This window comes from Planctomycetota bacterium, from assembly GCA_039819165.1.
GTDB lineage: Bacteria > Planctomycetota > Phycisphaerae > Phycisphaerales > UBA1924 > JAHCJI01.
In genome coordinates, this window is record JBCBSM010000001.1 from 2,311,238 (window position 1) to 2,330,141 (window position 18,904).

The window sequence follows — 18,904 nt, forward strand, 5'->3', positions numbered from 1 at the left end:
CTCCTACTTCAGCGTGACCCGCGGGTCCACGATGGCGTACAGCACGTCGGTCAGGATGTTGGTGATGATGAACAGCGCCGCCAGCAGCGCGGTGATGGCCTCGACCACCGGGAAGTCCTTCGCGGTGATGGCGGTGTAGAGCTGCTGGCCTAGTCCCGGAATGCCGAAGTAGATCTCCACCAGCAGCGACCCCATGATGACGAAGGGCAGCGAGATCATCACGCGGGTGATGATGGGGATCAGCGCGTTGCGGAGCATGTGACGGAACATCACCCGCCGGTTGCTGGCGCCCTTGGCACGGGCGGTGCGGATGTAGTCCTTGTTGCACTCCTCGACCATGACGGCGCGGTAGAAGCGGGTGTCGTAGCCCATCGCCACGATCACGCCGATGATCACCGGCAGCAGGCAGAAGTGCCTCCAGTTGTATCCGGCCGTGTTCACCCACGACAGCGTGGTCCGCACGACGCTCGGATCCTCGACGCCCTTGCGTTGCAGTTCCTCCTGCACCTCGCCCCAGGCCGGGAAGACCGGGTCGTAGCCGAAGGTGGCGAAGAACTCGATGCCGAAGGCCTTGTCGGGCCAGGCCGCCCCGATGTACTGGCCCACGATGACGTAGACCAGGTAGCTGATGCTCATGCCCAGCACGGCGACGAACATGACGCCGCGGTCGATGGGCTTGCCGCGGTTGAACGACGCGAAGAGGCCCACGCACACCGAGATGCTGGTGCTCATCAGCAGCACCGGCAGCGTGACCGACATGCTGGGCACGATGGACGAGGCGATGATCTCGCCGACCTTCTGCGACTGGACCGCCCAGCTCCGCTGCTCGAAGTCAAAGCGGATGATGCTCCACAGCTTGCGGCGGTACTGGTTGTCCCAGAAGCTGGCGACGAATCCGCCGAACGTCCAGGGGTCGCTCTGCATCTCGACGCCCGCGGCGTCCTCGCCGGCATCCAGGACGATCGTGTCGCCTGCGCCCCCTTCTCCGGCGGCCTCCGGCACAACGCGGAGGGCATCTGCCAGCACGCCGCCGCTGCTGTCGTCCAGCAGGCGGACGATCAGCGGATCGGTGCCAACGCGGACGCTGCCGAGCGTCGCCCAACCCACGCCGTCGACGACGGCGTCGTCGGCGGGCCTGGTCTGGTCGACCGAGGCGGTGCGGATGGCGGTGGGCTCGCCGCCGTCGGCCGACCCGTTGAGCAGCCGGACCCAGACGAGGCCCGATTCGCCCAGCGAGCGCTCGATGCCCTGATCGTCGATCTCGCCGGGCCAGGAGACGAACAGGTCGTACTGGCCCGGCTCGAGGTTGAGCGTCCACTGGACCCAGCTCTTGCCGGTGCCCCTGCCCTTGGCCAGGTGCGAGCCGCCGACGCCGCCGTCGCGCCGCGTCCACTCGCGTCCGCCGACCTGCCAGTCGCCCAGCAGCGGCCTATCGAGGCCGAAGTCGGTGCGCTTGGTCTTGTACTCGTCGTAGGTGGGGAACTTGCCCAGGTAGGCGGTCACCGGATCGGTGAGCCTCAGCAGGATCATGAGAAAGAGGATCACCCCCATGTACACGGGGATGTTGTAGAGCAGCTTGCGTAGTACGTATGCCCACATGCGCGTCCGCCGTCGTCTCTCGCCTGCGCGGCGTCGCTAGTTGGTGCGATCCGTGTCGAGGTACTTGAACCAGCTCCAGTGCCGCTGCGTCGGCTTGGCGTTGCGCACGTGCGGGTTGATGAGGAAGTAGCGGTTGCGGGCGAGCGAGCCGATGAACGGCACATCGTTGATCACCATGTCCCGCATCTGGACGTACTTGGCCGTCCGCTCCGGGCCGGGCTCCATCAGGCGGGCTTCGTCGTAGAGCGCATCGAACTCGGGCCGGTTGTAGTTGCTGTGGTTGCTGCCCGGCGCGGAGTTGGGCGAGTAGAAGAGCGCAAGGTTATTCTCGGCGTCGGGATAGTCGCTCGCCCACGCGAAGCCGAACATGGGCGCCGCGCGACGGTTGACGGTGCCGATGAGGTCGGGGAAGTCGACGAGGTACTCCTCGACGCGGACGTTGATGGCGCCCAGCTGCCGCTTGAGCATCGCGGTCTGGCGGGAGTTGACGTCGCTGCGGCTGGTGTAGAACTTGATGGGGGGCAGCCCCTCGCCGTCCGGATAGCCGGCCTGGGCGAGGTACTCGCGGGCCAGCTCGAGGTTGGGCCCGCGGTAGCTGGTCGCGGCGTTGCCGTCGCTGGGGTGGCCGTCCAGCCCGGGCGGGATGGGGCCGTCGTACACCGAGCACAGCCCCTGGTAGAAGGTGTTGTTGAACTCGTCGAGATCGACCGCGAGGGCGAGGGCCCGGCGGAGGGCGATCTTGTCGTCGGTGTAGCCGCCGACGAGTTCGTCCTCCATGTTGAACGCGCGGAAGATGAAGTCCAGCTGCGGCTCGACGACGTAGCTCACGTCGCGGCGGCGGAGATCGCGGTTCAGCCGCTTGGTTCGCTTGTTGAAGGCCGACTCGAAGAAGTCGTAGGGCAGCTCGATGTACGCGAGCTCGCCCTGGTCGAACTTCAGCCACAGCGGATTGTCCTCGACATACATCGAGAACTCGAGGCGATCGACGAAGGGGATCCGCTGGCCCGCGGGCTCGGCCAGGCCCCTGGACTCGTCCTCGGACGACCAGCCATCGCTCGGGTAGTAGGCCGTGCGGTACTCGGGGTTGCGGACGACCGTGAAGCTCTGCTTGGGCCGCCACTCCTCGAACACGAAGGGGCCCGTGCCAACGGGGTTGCCCGAGAAGTCCTTGCCGTAGTGCTCGACGGCCTCGCGGGGCACGATCGAGGTCTGGAACATCTGGAGCACCCAGATGAAGCGGTACACCGGCTCCTTGAGCACCACCTCGAACTCGGTGTCGCTCAGCTTCCGCAGGCCCTCGATGGGCGCGTCGTAGTCGAAGGTCTCGCGGTTGTCCTGGACGGCCTTGAACTCGTCGAAGCCGACGATTGTGTCCTTCAGCAGCCACCAGTTCTTGCCCTCGGACGCCTTGCGGTCGGCCAGCCGCTTCCAGCTGTAGAAGACGTCGTCGGTCGTCACCGGGCGGCCCTGGCCACTCGGGAAGCACTCGTCGTCGTGGAAGGCCGCGTCCTCGCGGAGGCGGAACTTCCAGACCTTGCGGCCCTGATCGTCGACGTAGCTGGTGGGCATCTCGGCGACCAGCAGCGGCTCGAGCTGGTTGGGGTCGGCGTAGCTAACGGTCATCAGCGTCTCGTACACCTGGCTGCACGCCATGTTGTCGTACGTCGTCGAGCCGGCCGCGGGATCCAGCGTGTTGGGCCCGACCGTCCGCATGGGCAACTGCAGGACCTTGTCCTGGGCGGCGGCCGACGCACCGAGCACCGCGGCGGATGCCACCGCCAGCGCCGAGAGCAACCTGCGAGTTCCGTGCTGCAGCATGATGGTCTCCCTTGCTGGATGGGGCTGCGCCGGGGTGCCCGGCCGGCCGTCGTCTTCGCGGATGCGCGAATGCGATCCTATTGGCACTGGGCCGCCGCTCCAACCCCGATTCCCCGAATCACGCAACCCGAACTACGAGTTGCGGACCGCCTCCACCATCCGGCGTGCGCGGCCGGCGTCCACCGGGTTGTGCCAGCGGCCGTCCACCTTAACCCACGAGCCCACGATCAGCGCGTCGGCGTGCTGGAGCAGTGCGGCGGCGTCCTCCGGCGAGGCGCCCGACCCAACCAGAACGGGACCATCGACGGCCTCGCGGGCGGCGCGGACGTCCCCGGGATCGGTCCGCTCGCCCGTAGCCGAGCCGGTGACGACGATCGCGTCGGCCCCAAAGAACCGCGTGCCGCGGCAGGCGTCGGCGAGCGTCAGATCACCGGTCAGGGCGTGCGAGGCGTGCTTCTTCTTGACGTCGGCGAGCACTGCGACGGATTCTGCCCCGATCCGCCGGCGGTACCGCAGCAGCGGGCCGGCCTCGGCCTGGGCGAGCAGGCCCTCGTCGGCGACGTGGGCGTAGGCAAAGTTCTCGCACCGAACAAAATTCGCACCTGTGGCGGCCGCCACCGCGATCGCCTCCCGGTTGCCCCCCGAGAGGATCTGCACGCCCGCGGGCACGCCGGCGGCCTCGACCACCGCCCCCACCAGCCGCGTCATGGACGCCACCACCGCCGGATCCTGCCGGCCGTGGACATAGGGCGTGTCGTGCATGTTCTCGACGATGACCGCGTCGAAGCCGGCGTCGGCCAGCGTCCGGGCGTCGCGGACGGCGGCGTCGACCTGGTCGCCCAGCGGCGGGCCGGCCCGAGCCGCCGAGGACAGCGGGCCGACGTGCACCATGCCCAAGAGCGGGCCGGGCGGCGACCACGCAGGCTCGGATGCCGTGGGGGCTTGCATCGGCCCAGCATACGGCGAAGATTCAAGCGGAGGAGGCCGCCGTGGACCGCAGTCGGCGGCCGGTCTGGACGATACCGGCACTGGACGCGCACGCCCGCTCGGCGGGCGGGATTTGGCATGAGGGATCGGGCATGAAGGGCGTTATTCTGGCCGGCGGGCTGGGCACGCGGCTTCGGCCGCTCACCCTGGTCACCAACAAGCACCTGCTGCCGGTCTACGACCGGCCGATGATCCACTACCCAATCCAGTGCCTGACGAACGCGGGCATCAACGAAGTGCTCATCGTCACCGGCGGCGAGCACGCGGGCGACTTCCTCAAGCTGCTCAAGAATGGCCAGGACCTCGGCGTTAAGCGGCTGGCCTACGCCTACCAGGAGGGCGAGGGCGGCATCGCCGATGCACTGCGGCTGGCCCGCGACTTCGCCGACGGCGAGAAGATCTGCGTCGTGCTGGGCGACAACCTGATCGAGGGCAACATCAAGAAGGCTGCCGGCGAGTTCTTCACGCAGAAGAGCGGCGCCAAGGTGCTGCTCAAGACGGTGGACGATCCGCAGCGCTTCGGCGTGGTCCGCTTCGAGGGCGAGGGCGCCGATCGGCGGATCGCGGAGATCATCGAGAAGCCGAGCGACCCGCCGAGCAACCACGCCGTCACGGGCATCTATTTCTACGACGCGGACGTGTTCGACATGTGCGACGGGCTGGAGCCCAGCGCGCGGGGCGAGCTCGAGATCACCGACGTCAACAACTACTACCTCAATCGCGGCGACCTGACCTACGACGTGCTCGAGGGCTGGTGGACCGACGCGGGCACCTTCGACAGCCTCCGCCGCGCGACCAACTACGTGGCCGAGGGCGGCGCCAACCACGCCGAGCTGGCCACGCACGCGGGAGCGACGGCATGACCACCGCGACGGACGCCCCACCCACGCGACGGCCCGAGCCCATCCGCAGCGTGCAGCTCTCGCCTGCGGAGGCCTTCGAGAAGGCCAAGGAAGACCTCGAGCCGCTGCTGATCCCCGCGTCGATCTTCGCCGACGACCGCGGCTGGTCGGTGATGAACCTCATGCAGGGCGTGCTGGGGCCCGCGGGCCAGATCAACTACTCGGTGATGTACCCGAGCGTGATCAAGGCCTGGCATCGCCACGACAAGCAGACCGACTTCTGGCTGTGCATCAACGGGCACGTCAAGACCGGCGTCTATCGCGAGAGCGACGGCCGCCGCTGGATGGCGATCGTGGGCGAGCGGCGACCCGGCGTGGTCATCATCCCCCCGCCGCTGTGGCACGGCTGCGCGACCGTGGGCCACGAGCCGGCGGGCCTGCTCTACTACGTCACGCACCAGTACGACCCGGGCCAGCCCGACGAGCACCGCATGGGCTACGACGGCGTCGACGGCTTCCCGTGGGGCGTGCAGCACGGATGAGCGAGCCGGCCGGCCAGTCGATCGCCGTGCTCGGCAGCGGCGGCATGCTCGGCCGCGCGGTGGTCGCCGAACTGGTAGAGCGCGGTCTGGAGCACGCCGCGATCGCCCGGAGCGACGTGGACCTTGCCGATCCCGCGAGCATCGCCGGCGTGCCCGCGTGCGACGTGCTCATCAACTGTGCGGCGTGGACCGATGTCGATGGCGCCGAAGCGCACGAAGCAGAGGCTACCCGGGTCAACGGGCACGCCATCGCGCAGCTGCTGGGCAGCGATCGCGTCGGCACGCTCGTGACCTTCGGCACCGATTACGTGTTCGATGGCCGGGGCGAGTCGCCCTACCCGGTGGACCATCCGCGGAACCCGATCAACGCATATGGCCGCTCGAAGGCCGTCGGCGAGGGAGCCCTGGAGGCCGCCGACGCGAGCCGCTGGCTCCACGTCCGCACGAGCTGGTTGTACGCGTCGTGGGGCAAGAACTTCGTGCTCACCATGCGCACGCTGATGTTCGATCGCGAAGAGCTCAAGGTCGTCGACGACCAACGCGGTCGGCCGACGTCGGCCGAGCATCTTGCTCGGTGCGCGATCGACCTGGCGCTCCGTGGTGCGCGCGGCCACTGGCACGCCACCGATGGCGGCGAGTGCAGCTGGTACGAGTTCGCCCGCGAGATCAAGCGGCTGACCGGTGCGCCCTCGGCCATCACGCCCTGCACCAGCGACGAGTTTCCGCGGCCGGCGAAGCGGCCGGCGTACAGCGTGCTGGACATCAAGCAGACCGAGGCCGAACTGGGCCCCATGCCGCACTGGACCGACAACCTCGCCGCCGTGCTGAGCCGGCTGCCCGGAGTGCCCGCCCATGCCTGAGCGAACCTTCACGCACCTGCTGATCACGGGCGGCGCGGGCTTCATCGGCTCCAACTTCGTGCGATTCGTGATGGAGCACCGCTCCGGCGTGCGCATCACGAATCTCGACGCGCTGACCTACTCGGGCAATCTGGAAAACCTCGCGGGTGTCGAGGAGAGCGACGACTACCGATTCGCCAGGGGCGACATCAACGACCTCGAGATGGTGCGCGGACTGCTCGCGGAGTGCGACGCCGTCGTCAACTTCGCGGCCGAGAGCCACGTCGATCGCTCGATCCAGGACGCCTCGCCGTTCATCACGTCGAACGTCGCCGGCGCGCAGACGCTGCTGCAGGCCTGCAGGGAGGCCTGGCCCGACGAGGGACGGGTGGGCCGCTTCCTGCAGGTCGGCACCGACGAGGTGTACGGCTCGCTGCCGCTCGACGATCCGAGTGTGCTCTTCACCGAGTCGACGCCGCTCGATCCATCGAGCCCGTACAGCGCGAGCAAGGCGGCCGCTGACATGCTGGCGATGGCCTTCCAGCGGACCTTCGGCATGGACGTGGTCGTCACGCGGTGCAGCAACAACTACGGCCGCTACCAATTCCCCGAGAAGGTCATCCCGCTGTTCGTGACCAACCTGATGCAGGGCGAGCAGGTGCCGCTCTACGGCGACGGCAAGAACGTGCGGGATTGGCTGCACGTGGACGACCATTGCGAGGCCATCCTGGCCGTGCTCGAGGGCGGCCGCAGCGGCGAGGTCTACAACATCGGCGGCAACAACGAGCGGAGCAACCTCGAGCTCACGCACGCCATCCTGGACATCATGGGGCTGGGCGAGGACCGCATCCGCTACGTGCCCGATCGCCTGGGCCACGACCGCCGTTACGCGATCGACGCGAGCAAGATCAAGGCCGAACTCGGCTGGGAGCCCAGCCGCAGCGCCTGGCCCGAGGGCCTCGAGGGCACCGTGCGCTGGTACCGCGAGCACGAGGACTGGTGGCGCCGCGTGCGGAGCGGCGCGTACCGCGACTACTACGAGAAGACGTACGGCGCGACGACGCGGTAGCCGCTACGCCGTGGCCAGCCCGCGCATCGAGGCCTCGCGGCGCTTCGGGCCGGCCTGCTCGCTCTCGCCCTCGATGGCGGCGAAGGTCTCGCCGAAGCGGAACAGCCGGAAGCTGTTGAACATCACGAAGAGCACCGGCAGGATCTGGTAGAGCCCCGCGACGGCGAGGTTGAAGCTGCCCGTGGACGCGATGATGAGTCCGCCGATCACGAAGAGGATCGACGCGACGATGTTCTGCAGGATGATCGCCTTGGTCTTGCGGGCCAGCTCGATGAAGAAGGGGATGCGGCTGAGGTCGTCGTTCATGAGTGCGACGCCCGCCGAGTTGGCCGCGATGTCCGAGCCGCTCAGGCCCATGGCGACGCCGACGTCGGCCTCGGCCAGCGAGGGCCCGTCGTTGATGCCGTCGCCAACCATCATGACGCGGTAGCCGCGATCGACCAGGTCGCGGACCAGTTCGTACTTCTCCTCGGGGAGGCACTCGGCCTCGATGGCGTCGACGCCCACGGCTACGCCCACCCGCTTGGCGACGCTCAGGCGATCGCCGGTGAAGATCGCGATGTGCCGGGCCCCGAGTTCGCGCAGCCGCTGCAGCACGCTCTTGGTGTTCTTGCGGACGCGGTCCTCCAGGCCGACGACGCCCAGGTAGCGGCCGTCGCGCATGACGTGGACGCCGGTGATGCCCTCGATCTTGGCCTCGACGGCTTCGATGGCGGACGTCTGGCCCGGCGCCACGTCCTTGAGCCAGCTGCTGCGGCCCACGTGCAGGTCGCCGGACTTGGTCCTGGCCAGCACGCCCTTGCCGTGCAATTCCTCGAAGGACTCGGGCGTCTCGCCCTGCACGCGGGCCCGCTCGGCCGTGCGCGCGATGGACTGGGCCAGCGGGTGGTTGGAGTTCTGTTCGGCCGTCGCCGCCGCCTTGAGCAGGTCGGCGCCCTCGACGCCCTCGGCGGGCACGAGCTTGGTGACCTCGAAGGTGCCGGTGGTGATCGTGCCGGTCTTGTCCATGATGATCGTGTTGACGCCGGCGGCGGCCTCGAGGAAGGCCGTGCTCTTGACGAGGATGCCCAGCCGCGCCGCGGCGCCGAAGGCCGCCACCATCGCCGTCGGGCTGGCCAGCAGCAGGGCGGCGGGCACCGACACCACCAGCACCGTGAGCGCGGCGATCTCGGCCTCCTCGCGCCGCGTGGGGTCGTTGGCGCTCAGCAGGAACACGACGAAGGCCACGCCGATGGCGATGGGCACGAAGAAGCGGCTGACCTGCTCGATGATCTGCTGCCGCTGGGTCTTTGTGCTCTCGGCCTCGCGGATGAGCTGGGTCACCTTGCCGATGGTGGTGTCCTCGCCGACTTGCGTGACCTCCAGATCGAGCATGCCCGAGAGGTTGGTCGTGCCGGCGTAGACGTCGCTGCCGGCCTGCACCGACACGGGGATGGCCTCGCCGGTCAGCGACGCCTGGTTGACCTCGCTCTCGCCGCGGACGATCCGGCCGTCCACCGGCAGGTTCTCGCCGGGACGGACGCGGACGATCTGGCCCAACTGGACCTCGGCCACGCCCATCTCCCGCTCGCTGCCGTCGGCGTCGACCACGCGGGCGACGTCGGGCGTCAGCCCGATGAGCGATTCGATCGCCCGGCGGGCGCCGCTGGCGGTCCGCTCGACGATCTCGTTGGAGATGTTCAGGATGAACGCCAGCAGGCCGGCCTCGAAGTAGCGGCCCAGCGCGAGCGCGCCGCCGACGGCGACCACCACGAGGCACCGCGAGCCGATCTCGCCCTTCTTGAGCTCCCGCCAGGCCGGTCCCAGCAGCCAGCCGCCCAGCACGATGGCGGCGACGCCCGCCAGCACGTTGGCGATCTCGGCCGACGCCGTGTCGGTGATCTTCGCCAGGATCGAGCAGATCAGGATCACCGCGCCCACCAGGAACACGACCAGCTTCTTCTCGATCCGGGCGTCCTGCCGATCCTCGGCGGACATCAACTCGGGGTCGGCGGCGTGCTCGACGGTCGAGGGCGAGGCGGCGGTGGACATGCGGGTGCTCCTGCCAGCGTGCCGATGGGGTGCGCCGGTGCGGCGCGGGGGCGACCAGTTTAGGGGCCCGTGCGAGCCCGACGATCCGTCTGAGACCGGCCTGGGCCGGCACGCAACCTACTACAATCCGAACGCATCGGGCGATGCCCGCGGCGCGGATCCCGTGGTACGGCCCCCGCTGCGCCGCGGTTCAGCGTCTCGGGCGTTCGCCGCATCGACGCCGGCCGGGGTATCGTCGCGGCGATGATCCACGCCGCGATCCTCGGCAGCGGGCAGATGGGGCTGGTCTGCTCGACGTTGCTCGCCAGTGCCGAGGCACCCGCGGCCGAGGGCATCGCCGCCGCAGACGACGTGGGCCGCATCGCGCTGTGGGGCCACGATGCCGACGCCCAGCACCGCCTCGCCCAGGTCCGCACGAGCGACCTGCTGGACGGATTCACGCTGCCCGAGCGGGTGGGTGTCGCGCTGGACGACGGGGCCGCCCTCGCCGGCACCGGGCTGATCGTCTGCGCCATCCCCGTGCAGCACATCCGCGCCGTGTTCGAGCGCCTGGCGGACCGGGTCGAGCCGGGCGCGGCGGTGGTCTCGGTGGCCAAGGGCATCGAGGCGGGCACGCTGCTGCGGCCCACCGAGGTCATCGCCGAAGCCATCGGCGGCGATCGCCCGCTGGCGACGCTGAGCGGCCCGACGATCGCGGCCGAACTCGCCCGGGGGCTGCCCGCCACGATGGTCGCCGCCAGCGAGGACGCCGCCTTCGCCGCCCGCGTGCAGCAGTGGTTCGCGGCCCGCTACCTCCGCGTGTACACCAACGAGGACCTCGTCGGCGTCGAGCTCGCCGGCGCGATCAAGAACGTGATCGCCATCGCGGCGGGCATCCTCGACGGGCTGCAGGCCGGTTTCAACGCCAAGAGTGCGCTGCTCGCGCGCGGCCTCGCGGAGATCACCCGCCTGGGCAACGCCATGGGCGCCCGCACCGAGACCTTCTTCGGCGTCGCGGGCGTGGGCGACCTGACCACCACCTGCTTCAGCCCCGAGGGCCGCAACCGCGCCTGCGGCGAGGCGCTGGGCAAGGGCCGCACCCTCGAGCAGCACCTAGCGGCGACCAGGCACGTCGTCGAGGGTGTGCATACCACCAGCGGCGTGGTCGAGCTCGCGCAGCGGCACGGCGTGGAGATGCCCATCTGCGAGGCCGTCAACGCCGTGCTCTTCGACGGCCTCGACCCCGTCGACGCCATCGGCATGCTCATGAGCCGCACGCCCAAGGAAGAGCGGCTCTAGGGATCGGGCACCTCCAGCTCGCCGCGACGCATCGCGGCCACTTCGAGCCCGGCGCGCGAGCGGACGTGGATCGCGCCATCGCGGCCCGTCACCAGCCAGAGCCCGTCGCCGCGCGCCTCCCGCCAGGGATCCTGCCGCACCCGTGCCGGCCCCGCGGACTGGATGACCACCCGGGCGTCGGCCAGCGCGACCAGCCGCCTCGCGTGCTCGTCGTCGGCGCCGTGGTGGGGCAGCTCGAGCACGTCGACGCGGAGGAGCGCCGGGTCGACGCGCTCCAGCAGTCGCGCCAGGCCGCCGCCGCCGATGTCGGCCGTCAGCAGCACCCGCACGCCGTCGGCGGCCTCGACGAGCGCCACGAGCGACGCGTCGTTGGGCGATTCGATCCGCGCGTCCACCGGCGGCCAGAGCACGGTGGCCGTGGCGGACCCGACCTGGAAGCGATCGCCCGCGGCGACGGTGCGGATCTGGACGCCCAGCTCCGCCAACTCGTCGAAGATGTCGTCCATGGCCCCACCCCGCCGCGTGTGCTCGGCGGCCTGCGGCGTGGTGAACAGCGTCGCGATGCCCAGCTCTCGCATTGCTCTGGGTAGGCCGTTGGCGTGGTCGAGGTTGGCGTGCGTGAGCACCGCGGCGTCCACGCGGCCCAGGCCCAGTGCTCGCACGGCGCGAACGGTCGTGGCGCCCGCGCCGCCGCCGATCGAGCCGCAGTCCCACAGCACGTCCTCACCATCGCTTGAGAGCAGGTGGGCCGTGCCGTCGCCGACCGCGAGCGTGTGGACATCGAGCTGCCCAGCTTGCTCGAACGGCCGCGCGAGTTCCGTCCAGGCCCAAGCCGCGACCAGCAGCACCGCGAGCCCGTGGTTCCACCGCACGCGTCGGCCGCGGACGACGACCACGATCGCCGTCCCGGTCGCCGTGATCGCCAGCGCTGTGCTGATACGCGGGAGCGCGACGGCCGACGCGGGCAGCGCATCGAACCAGCCCACGACGGCGTTGCAGGCGTCGGCGAGCGCGAGTAGGGGCAGCCGCAGCGCCCCGGCCACGGGCGGCGCGACGGCGGCGATTGCGATGGCGGCGTACGAGGCCACCAGCAGCACCGCGATCATGGGCGTCGCGACGATGGTCGCCGGCACCGTCCAGGGGCTGAGCAGGCCGGTGTGCAGCGCGATGGCCGGCGCCGACAGCAGCCAGCACAGGGCCGTCGCGCTCGCCAGTCGCGCGACCGATCCCGCCGCCACCCGCACGCCGCTCCGCCACAGGGGCGCCGGCGCGTGCAGCACGCCCCGCACCGGCGATCGCTCGCCGAAGAGGGTGGCGTGCGCCCGAGGCGCCAGCGCGATGAGCGCCGCGACGAGCCCGAAGCTCAGCTGGAACCCGAGATCGAAGAGCTGCGGGGGATCGAACAGCAGTATGGCGGTCGCCGTCCACGCCAGCACCGCCAGCGGATCGTGCCGCCGCCCCAGCGCCCGGGCGGCGAGCAGCGCGAGCACCATGATGCCCGCCCGGACGATGGGCGTCCGCGCCGGCACGAGCACCAGCAGTAGCCCCACCGCGACCGCCACGCCCGCGGCGTGCACGCGCCAGCCCGGCACGAACGTCCGCAGCAGCCACGCCGCCGCCCCCGCCAGGATCGCCAGGTGCAGCCCGGAGATCGCCAGCAGGTGCGCCAGACCGACGCGACGGAACGGCCTGTAGGCCTCCTCAAAGCCCGCGTCGCGCTGGCCCAGCACCAGCGCCGCCAGCAGCCCGCTCGCGGGATCGGCGTCGTCGGCCCGCACGCCCAGCAGCGATCGGCCGCCGGACTGCACACGCCAGCGCACCCGCGCCAGCCAGCCCCGCGCGCGCGCCCACCAGGTCCCGCCGGACGCTTCGGCCAGCAGCTCCCAGTCGTCGGTGTGCAGCGTGGCGGCGTCGATCCGCCAGGACTCGCGGTCGCCGGGGTTCCGCGGGCCGACCGGCGCGTGCAGCCAGCCGACGACCTCGAGCCGCGAGCCGGGTGTCAGCCAGTTCGGCGCGGCATCAACCGCGTCATCGACGCGCAGCCGCACGCCGCCGGACGCCGTGGTCCATCCGTCGCCGAGATCGATCGCCTCGGCCTCGACCTCGATGGCGGTGCGGTCGCCGGCGAATACGCCCCGCTCCCACGATGGCGTCGCCGCGTCCGGGTCCGCCGGGGCCGAACGCACGCGGGCCGTCAGCCCCACGAGGGCCCGCTGCCGGCCGGCATCGTCGATGGGCAGCGCCGCGGCGTGGTGCAGCACATGGTCGCGGGGCGGATGGTGCTCGAGCGTCGCCCGCCCCGCGGTGAGCATGAGCGCTGCGGCGAGCAGCGCGGCGGCGGCGGTCCGCCGGCCGCCAAGAAGCCCGAGTCCGGCGAGGCACACCACCGCCCCGAAGAGCGCTTCGGGCGTGGCGCTGCCGATGAAGGAAGGCCACGCCGAAGACGCCAATATGCCCGCTATGCACGCCGCAAGGGTCCACGCCGCCCGCGTCCGCGGCCGCGTATCGACGCGGGGCAATTCGTCGGAGTGCGGCAGGTCCACGCCCGGAGCGTGGGACGGCGGCCGCCCGCGGTCAAGCGGATGAGGCCGCGATCGCGAGTTCGCCGGCGAGCATCGCGGCCGAATGCCGCTACCGAGCCATCAAATCAGTTGCCGGCCGTCTGGATGATGTCGTCGAACTGGTCGAGCAGATCGATCGACTCGACCTGGCCTTCCCCGTCCACGAGCCGGTCGCCCGAGTCGCCGTAGAAAGAACGCCAGAAGACCAGCCCGTCGGCGGTCTGGGCGGTGCGGCCGCCCTTGTCCTTGGAGCCCAGGTACACCGCGTCGCGGCCGGCCGAGTGGAACAGCAGCTGGCCCCGCGGCGCGGAGGGGAACACGTTGGGCGGCGTGTCGCCCGAGGGGATCGTCGGTGCTCCGAGCAGCACCATCAGGTGCTCGAGCCGCTGGCTCTCGGTCACGTCTTCGGCGATGACGCTGTGCTCGCTGGTCGCCGTGCGGAAGGTGATGTCCTTGCGCTGCTTGCCGAGCTCCTCGGATCTCAGGAAGCCCGCGTTGGACGCCCAGTAGAATCGTGCCGGAGGTTCCGAGGCGGACGTGGGCGAGGAGATCCTCACGAAGTCCTCGACCTCCTCGACCGGCTGGATGGCGGTGCGGTCGGCCTGCCAGGCCAACACCGGGGTGCCGAAGGCGTCGACCACGTCGGGCAGCCTCGTGTGGTTCTCGACCGACGTGGTGAACTGCGTACCAGACTCGATGCCGTCCTGCGGCACGAATCGCCCCGCGTCGGGGGTGTAGTAGCCGCCACCCGCCTGGGTGGTGCCGATGAGATCGAGATCGACCAGGACCGTGGCGTCGCTGGTGGGGCCGACCTCGACGATGGTGTCGCTCTGGCCGCCGAGCGCCGGGCCGCTGGGCTCGACGACGCCACCGGCCAGATCCAGCATGATGTTCTCCATCACGGTGAAGCCGCGGTCCTCGTTGTCCATGTCGCCCATCTGCCGAGCCGTGAACAGCCCCGGGGCCCGCTGATTGTCGTTCTCGAATTGCTGGGCCGCGCCCGAGATGGCCGCGAGCTGCGCCGCGGTGGACGCCTTGCGCGCGGTGTTTCGGGCCCCGCCCAGCGCGGGCAGGATGATCGCCACGATGAGCGCGATGACGACGATCACCACGAGCAACTCGATCAGCGAGAACGCGCGGCGGCGTGCGTGTGGCGGCATGGCCAGGTCCTCCTCGATGCTGTCACCGGGCCGATGAGGCCCGATCCCTCCATGCGGCCAACGACGGGCCGCGGATGACTCCCCGGGAAGTCTGTTCGCGGCCCGTGGGCCAGCAGTTGCCCGGCCGCCGCGTTCGGCCGAGTGTATCGGGCCCGGGGCCGTCCCCGTTCGACACCGCCGGCGGCACCCAAAAAAGGCGGCCGCACACGTGTGTGCGACCGCCCGGAGGGAGAAAGAGAGAGTCCTCTTGGGTCCGCGGGCGGATCGCGGCGCACGCCCCGGCCCGCACCCTAATCGGGAGATTAGACCGATTCACGCCACCGATCATGGCCCCGGCGCAGATTTGAGTTATGTATGGGTTAGGGTCCGCCCCGGTGCAATGCACCCCGATCCGGGGCATAACAACCGGCAACACGATGCCTTAGCACGCCCCAGCACGGGTGGACCGTGCATGGCCCGATCGTGCGCGGGTTTGCAGCAGGCGTGTCGCGGTGGTGGCGTGCTAGCCGAGCAGGCCGGCGGCCGCCTCGATCTCCTCGGGCACGCGGGCCCGCAGGGCGGCCAGGTCGTCCTCGCCGAGCTTGAGCAACTCGAGCACCGCCGGATCAATCGCTAGCGAGGGCAGGTCGAGCCGGAACTGGCCCTGGACCTCGCCCACCAGGCGGTCGGCCAGGTAGACCATCGCCGGCAGGCGGCGGCCGTCGGCCGGGGCCTCCAGCGGCGTGTGGTGGAAGCCGGTGACGAGCTGGAAGTTGCTCGGGAACTTCCACTTCTCGCACAGGCCGCGGCCGAAGTCCTGGTGGTCGGCCCCGAAGACGTTCGCCTCGGCCTCGCGGATGTCGACGCTCGGGGCGCCGCTGCCGTCGACGGCCAGCTGCTGCACGACCTCGATGAGCTTGTTGCGGTCGTACTGCATCTCGACCATCAGCCCGATGTTGTGCATCAGGCCCGCGAGGAAGGCCTCGTCGGCCATGCCCACCTTGGCGGCATCGGCGATCATCTTGGTCACCGCGCCGCAGGCGACCGCGTGCTCCCACACGGCCCGGGCGCTGAAGCCCTGCGAGATGTCGCCCCCGCGGAAGAGCTTGGCGAGGCTCGCGGCGATGGCGATGTTCTTCACCGCGTTGAGCCCGAGCATCACGATGGCCCGGTTGATCGAGCCGATCTGCCCCGGCAGCCCGTAGAACGACGAGTTGACGACCTTCAGGATGCGGCTGGACAACGCCGGGTCGTTCGCGATGACCTTGTGCAGGTCCTGGGCCGTCGACGAGGGGTCCTCGACCAGCTCCACGATCTTGAGCGTGATCTCGGGAAGCGTCGCGATGTGGCTGATCTCGCGGATCGCCAGCTTGACGGCCTGTTCGCGGTCCTGCGTGCTCGTGGTCATCGTCCGTGCTCCTGAGCGTGGCGGCTAGGTCCGATTGAGCATCGGCGGACCGCGTACGCGACTTCACCGGCTTCGCGGCCGCGCTCGGATTTGCGTCGCCGCCGAGGGAACCCGCTCGCAACCCGCTAACAACGGGCCGAAAAGACCCGTAGCACCGCACTGCAGCTCCGGCTGCGCGGCATGCTTACGAGACACCCAGGAGGTTGAAGCGATGCGACGTATTGTGGGAAGCCCGATAATCCTCTCCCTCGCCCTGCTCATGGGCGGCCCGGCCCTCGCCCAAGACGATGCGCACGGTGCGGCGGCGGCGACCAAGCCCGCCGACCAGCATTCCGAGAAAGCCGCCACCGAGCAAGAGAAGAGCGAGATGGAGCAACTCCGCGAGGAGCTTGCCCGCCTGAAGGTGGAGTACGAGATCATCCAGGCCCGCTCGCGTTTGGCCACGGCCGAAGCCGAGACGCGCGAGAAGGCGATCAAGGCCCGCCAGGCGCTGCGCAATGCCGAGCAGGCCGAAGAGCTGGCCGAGCTGCGGGCGCAGGCCGAGCGGCTGCGTGCCGAATCGTCGCTGCAGAGCGCGGTGAAGGACCGTGAACTGAGCAAGATGAAGGATGATGCCGCGCGCGTCAATGCCGAGAACGCGAAGCTCGCGGCCGAGGTCAAGCGCGCGAAGAGCGCGCTGGATCTGACCGCGCTGGAGTACGCGGCCAAGACGGCCGAGCTCGACGCCCGGCTCGGCTACCTGAAGAAGACCACCGACGCGCGCGACAAGGTGCTCAGCGAGGTGGCCTACCCGGCCAACCCGGTCATCGATGGCACGCTGTACATCTCGGATCGTCGCATCCCGCTGAACGGGGTGATCACGACGGGCACGGCGACCTACGTCACCGAGCGCATCCACTTCTTCAACAACCAGTCGAACGAAGCTCCGATCTTCATCGTCATCGACGACTGCCCGGGTGGTTCGGTGATGGAGGGCTACCGCATCGTGAAGGCGATCGAGTCGTCGCGGGCCCCGATCCACGTGGTGGTCAAGTCGTTCGCCGCCTCGATGGCCGCCGTGATCACCACGCTGGCCGACCACTCGCACGCGTACCCCAACGCCATCATCCTGCACCACCAGATGTCGTATGGCATCAGCGGCAACATGACCCAGCACCGGGAGCGGCTGGAGCAGAGCACCGAGTGGATGCGTCGGCTGGCCGAGCCGGTGGCCGCGAAGATGGGGGTGACGCTCGATCGCTTCGTCGAGATGATGTACGAGAACGACTCCGACGGTGATTGGACGGAGTTCGCCGATCAGGCCGTCGAGCTGAAGTGGGTGAACAACGTGGTGGACGAGATCCGGGAGGACGGCGTCATCGCGCGTCCGACGTCGCCGCGCTTCGGCGGCTTCTTCCTGGAGTACGAGCAGGTCGACCCGACGACCGGGCAGCGCTTCGTTCGCCTGCCGGTGCTGGCCAACCCGTTCGACTTCTACGCGATGTACGACCCCAACGACTACTGGCGCGAGTAGGAACTCAATACGTATTGAGCTTGCGGATGAGGCCGCGGCTGTGGGGATCGACCTCGGCGAGCAGGGCCGCCACGCGGACGCCCGCGTGGCCGTCGCCGTAGGGGTGGCCGGCGGCGTCGCAGGGCGGGCCGGCGAGCATCCGCAGGATCGCCCGCTCCAGGTCGGCCGCGGACGGATCGGCGGCGTGGTGTACGCCCTCGGGCCGCTCGCGGCCCTGCTGCCTGGGACCGACGTCCAGCACGCGGAGGCCCAGCGCCGGCGCCTCGATCAGCCCCGCCGACGAGTTGCCGACGAGCGCGCCCCCGGCGTCGGCGACGCGTCGCAGCAGCCCGACGAAGCGATCGCGCGGCACGTGCGGCGTCGGCTCGCCCACGGCCTCGCGGATGGCCCGCAGCACGCCGCCGCGGCCGGGATCGTGGTTGGGCGCCAGCACGAGGAAGGCCGCCCCCGCGCTGCGGACCGCGGCGAGCACCGTCGCCGCCACGTGCTCCTCGCTCTCGTCGGAGCGGCCCGTGGGGTGCAGCAGCACGACCAGCCTGGGCGAACCCAGCGCGTCATAATCGGCGTCGGCCATCGCTGGCACCGCCGCGAGCCCGTCGATCGCCGGCGACCCCACGACGTGGATCTGTCCGGTCGGCTCGCCCATCTTCTGGAGGCGGTCGGCTGACGCCGCCGTCGCGGCCAGGTGCAGGTGCGCCAGCTTGCTGATGGCGTGCCGCATCGATTCGTCGGCGACGCCCTCGGCGCGGTCGCCGCCGTGCAGGTGGGCGAGCGCCCAGCCGCCGACGGCCGCGGCGCTCGCGGCGGCGAAGGCCTCGATGCGATCGCCCAGCACGACGACCCAATCGGGCTCGAGGTCCCGGAAGCTGCGCGCAAAGCGGGCGACGCCCGCGCCGAGCGCCTCGGCGTCGTCGAATCGCGTCGCCCGCCCGGGCTTCTGCATCGGCACGCTGTCGGCGACGTCGAAGGCGGCCTTCACGTCGCGGAAGCTCGCGGCCGGCGGGATGAGGTGCGCCCCCGCGGCGACGACCAGCAGCTGCAGCCCGGGCCGATCCTCGATGGCCGCCATCACGGGGCGGAGCAGCCCGAAGTCGGCGCGTGAGCCGGTGACCACCGCGATGCGGCGGTCCCGCGCGGGCCGCGCGGGCGTGCGCTGCGGCGTCGGCTCGCCCGCCCAGCCCGGGCCGATCACGGCCGTGCCCCCCGGCGTGCGGCTGGATTCCTGCCGGGACTCGTTCTTGGGTTGGGGCTCAGGTAGAGCATGGCCATCGCCCATGC

General features: G+C 70.3%; 14 protein-coding genes. 6 read left to right on the plus strand and 8 right to left on the minus strand.

Features of this window, described 5'->3' with window-relative positions:
- Positions 1 to 3: 3 nt before the first annotated feature.
- The 3 genes from AAFX79_10115 to AAFX79_10125 all read right to left on the minus strand — a co-directional run bounded on the left by AAFX79_10115 (position 4) and on the right by AAFX79_10125 (position 4,365).
- Entirely contained in the window at positions 4 to 1,599 is a 1,596-nt protein-coding gene (locus tag AAFX79_10115) for an ABC transporter permease subunit (GenBank protein MEO1008914.1), read from the minus strand.
- A gap of 36 nt (positions 1,600 to 1,635) precedes the next feature.
- Positions 1,636 to 3,417 (minus strand): ABC transporter substrate-binding protein, encoded by a 1,782-nt coding sequence (locus AAFX79_10120; protein ID MEO1008915.1) that lies wholly within the window; start codon positions 3,415 to 3,417, stop codon positions 1,636 to 1,638.
- Positions 3,418 to 3,549: 132 nt separating this feature from the next.
- Positions 3,550 to 4,365 (minus strand): BtpA/SgcQ family protein, encoded by an 816-nt coding sequence (locus AAFX79_10125; protein MEO1008916.1) that lies wholly within the window; start codon positions 4,363 to 4,365, stop codon positions 3,550 to 3,552.
- Between the two features lie 131 nt (positions 4,366 to 4,496).
- On the opposite strand from AAFX79_10125, the gene AAFX79_10130 reads away from it, so the two are divergent.
- From AAFX79_10130 to rfbB, 4 genes are read left to right on the plus strand one after another with little or no spacing between them, the layout of a single operon-like run.
- Positions 4,497 to 5,267 carry a sugar phosphate nucleotidyltransferase gene (locus tag AAFX79_10130; GenBank protein ID MEO1008917.1) on the plus strand — a complete coding sequence of 257 codons (771 nt, stop codon included), beginning with the start codon at positions 4,497 to 4,499 and terminating at the stop codon, positions 5,265 to 5,267.
- Entirely contained in the window at positions 5,264 to 5,788 is a 525-nt protein-coding gene (locus AAFX79_10135; protein ID MEO1008918.1) for a hypothetical protein, read from the plus strand. Before AAFX79_10130 ends, AAFX79_10135 begins: the two co-directional genes overlap by 4 nt.
- The gene (rfbD, locus tag AAFX79_10140; GenBank protein ID MEO1008919.1) at positions 5,785 to 6,648 is read left to right on the plus strand and encodes a dTDP-4-dehydrorhamnose reductase; all 864 of its coding nucleotides are present in this window, start codon (positions 5,785 to 5,787) and stop codon (positions 6,646 to 6,648) included. The genes AAFX79_10135 and rfbD overlap by 4 nt, the downstream gene beginning before the upstream one ends.
- Positions 6,641 to 7,696, plus strand: coding sequence for a dTDP-glucose 4,6-dehydratase (gene rfbB / locus AAFX79_10145; protein MEO1008920.1), 1,056 nt, complete (start codon positions 6,641 to 6,643; stop codon positions 7,694 to 7,696). Before rfbD ends, rfbB begins: the two co-directional genes overlap by 8 nt.
- A gap of 3 nt (positions 7,697 to 7,699) precedes the next feature.
- Here rfbB and AAFX79_10150 read toward each other — a convergent pair whose 3' ends face one another.
- Positions 7,700 to 9,727: a cation-translocating P-type ATPase gene (locus tag AAFX79_10150; GenBank protein ID MEO1008921.1), complete on the minus strand. Its 2,028-nt coding sequence runs from the start codon at positions 9,725 to 9,727 to the stop codon at positions 7,700 to 7,702.
- 243 nt (positions 9,728 to 9,970) lie between these two features.
- On the opposite strand from AAFX79_10150, the gene AAFX79_10155 reads away from it, so the two are divergent.
- Complete coding sequence (locus AAFX79_10155) at positions 9,971 to 11,005, plus strand: NAD(P)H-dependent glycerol-3-phosphate dehydrogenase (GenBank protein ID MEO1008922.1); 1,035 nt, start codon at positions 9,971 to 9,973, stop codon at positions 11,003 to 11,005.
- Here the strand turns inward: AAFX79_10155 and AAFX79_10160 are convergent.
- The 3 genes from AAFX79_10160 to AAFX79_10170 all read right to left on the minus strand — a co-directional run bounded on the left by AAFX79_10160 (position 11,002) and on the right by AAFX79_10170 (position 16,113).
- Entirely contained in the window at positions 11,002 to 13,548 is a 2,547-nt protein-coding gene (locus tag AAFX79_10160) for a ComEC/Rec2 family competence protein (GenBank protein MEO1008923.1), read from the minus strand. The genes AAFX79_10155 and AAFX79_10160 overlap by 4 nt on opposite strands.
- A 104-nt stretch (positions 13,549 to 13,652) precedes the next feature.
- Positions 13,653 to 14,726 (minus strand): prepilin-type N-terminal cleavage/methylation domain-containing protein, encoded by a 1,074-nt coding sequence (locus AAFX79_10165; protein ID MEO1008924.1) that lies wholly within the window; start codon positions 14,724 to 14,726, stop codon positions 13,653 to 13,655.
- A 502-nt stretch (positions 14,727 to 15,228) separates the two neighbouring features.
- A complete protein-coding gene (locus AAFX79_10170; GenBank protein MEO1008925.1) occupies positions 15,229 to 16,113 on the minus strand; it encodes an HDOD domain-containing protein in 885 nt (294 codons plus the stop codon).
- A gap of 211 nt (positions 16,114 to 16,324) precedes the next feature.
- Here AAFX79_10170 and AAFX79_10175 point away from each other — a divergent pair, with 211 nt between their 5' ends.
- A complete protein-coding gene (locus AAFX79_10175; GenBank protein MEO1008926.1) occupies positions 16,325 to 17,626 on the plus strand; it encodes an ATP-dependent Clp protease proteolytic subunit in 1,302 nt (433 codons plus the stop codon).
- A 4-nt stretch (positions 17,627 to 17,630) separates the two neighbouring features.
- Here AAFX79_10175 and neuC read toward each other — a convergent pair whose 3' ends face one another.
- Complete coding sequence (gene neuC, locus AAFX79_10180; GenBank protein ID MEO1008927.1) at positions 17,631 to 18,902, minus strand: UDP-N-acetylglucosamine 2-epimerase; 1,272 nt, start codon at positions 18,900 to 18,902, stop codon at positions 17,631 to 17,633.
- Between the last annotated feature and the right edge of the window lie 2 nt (positions 18,903 to 18,904).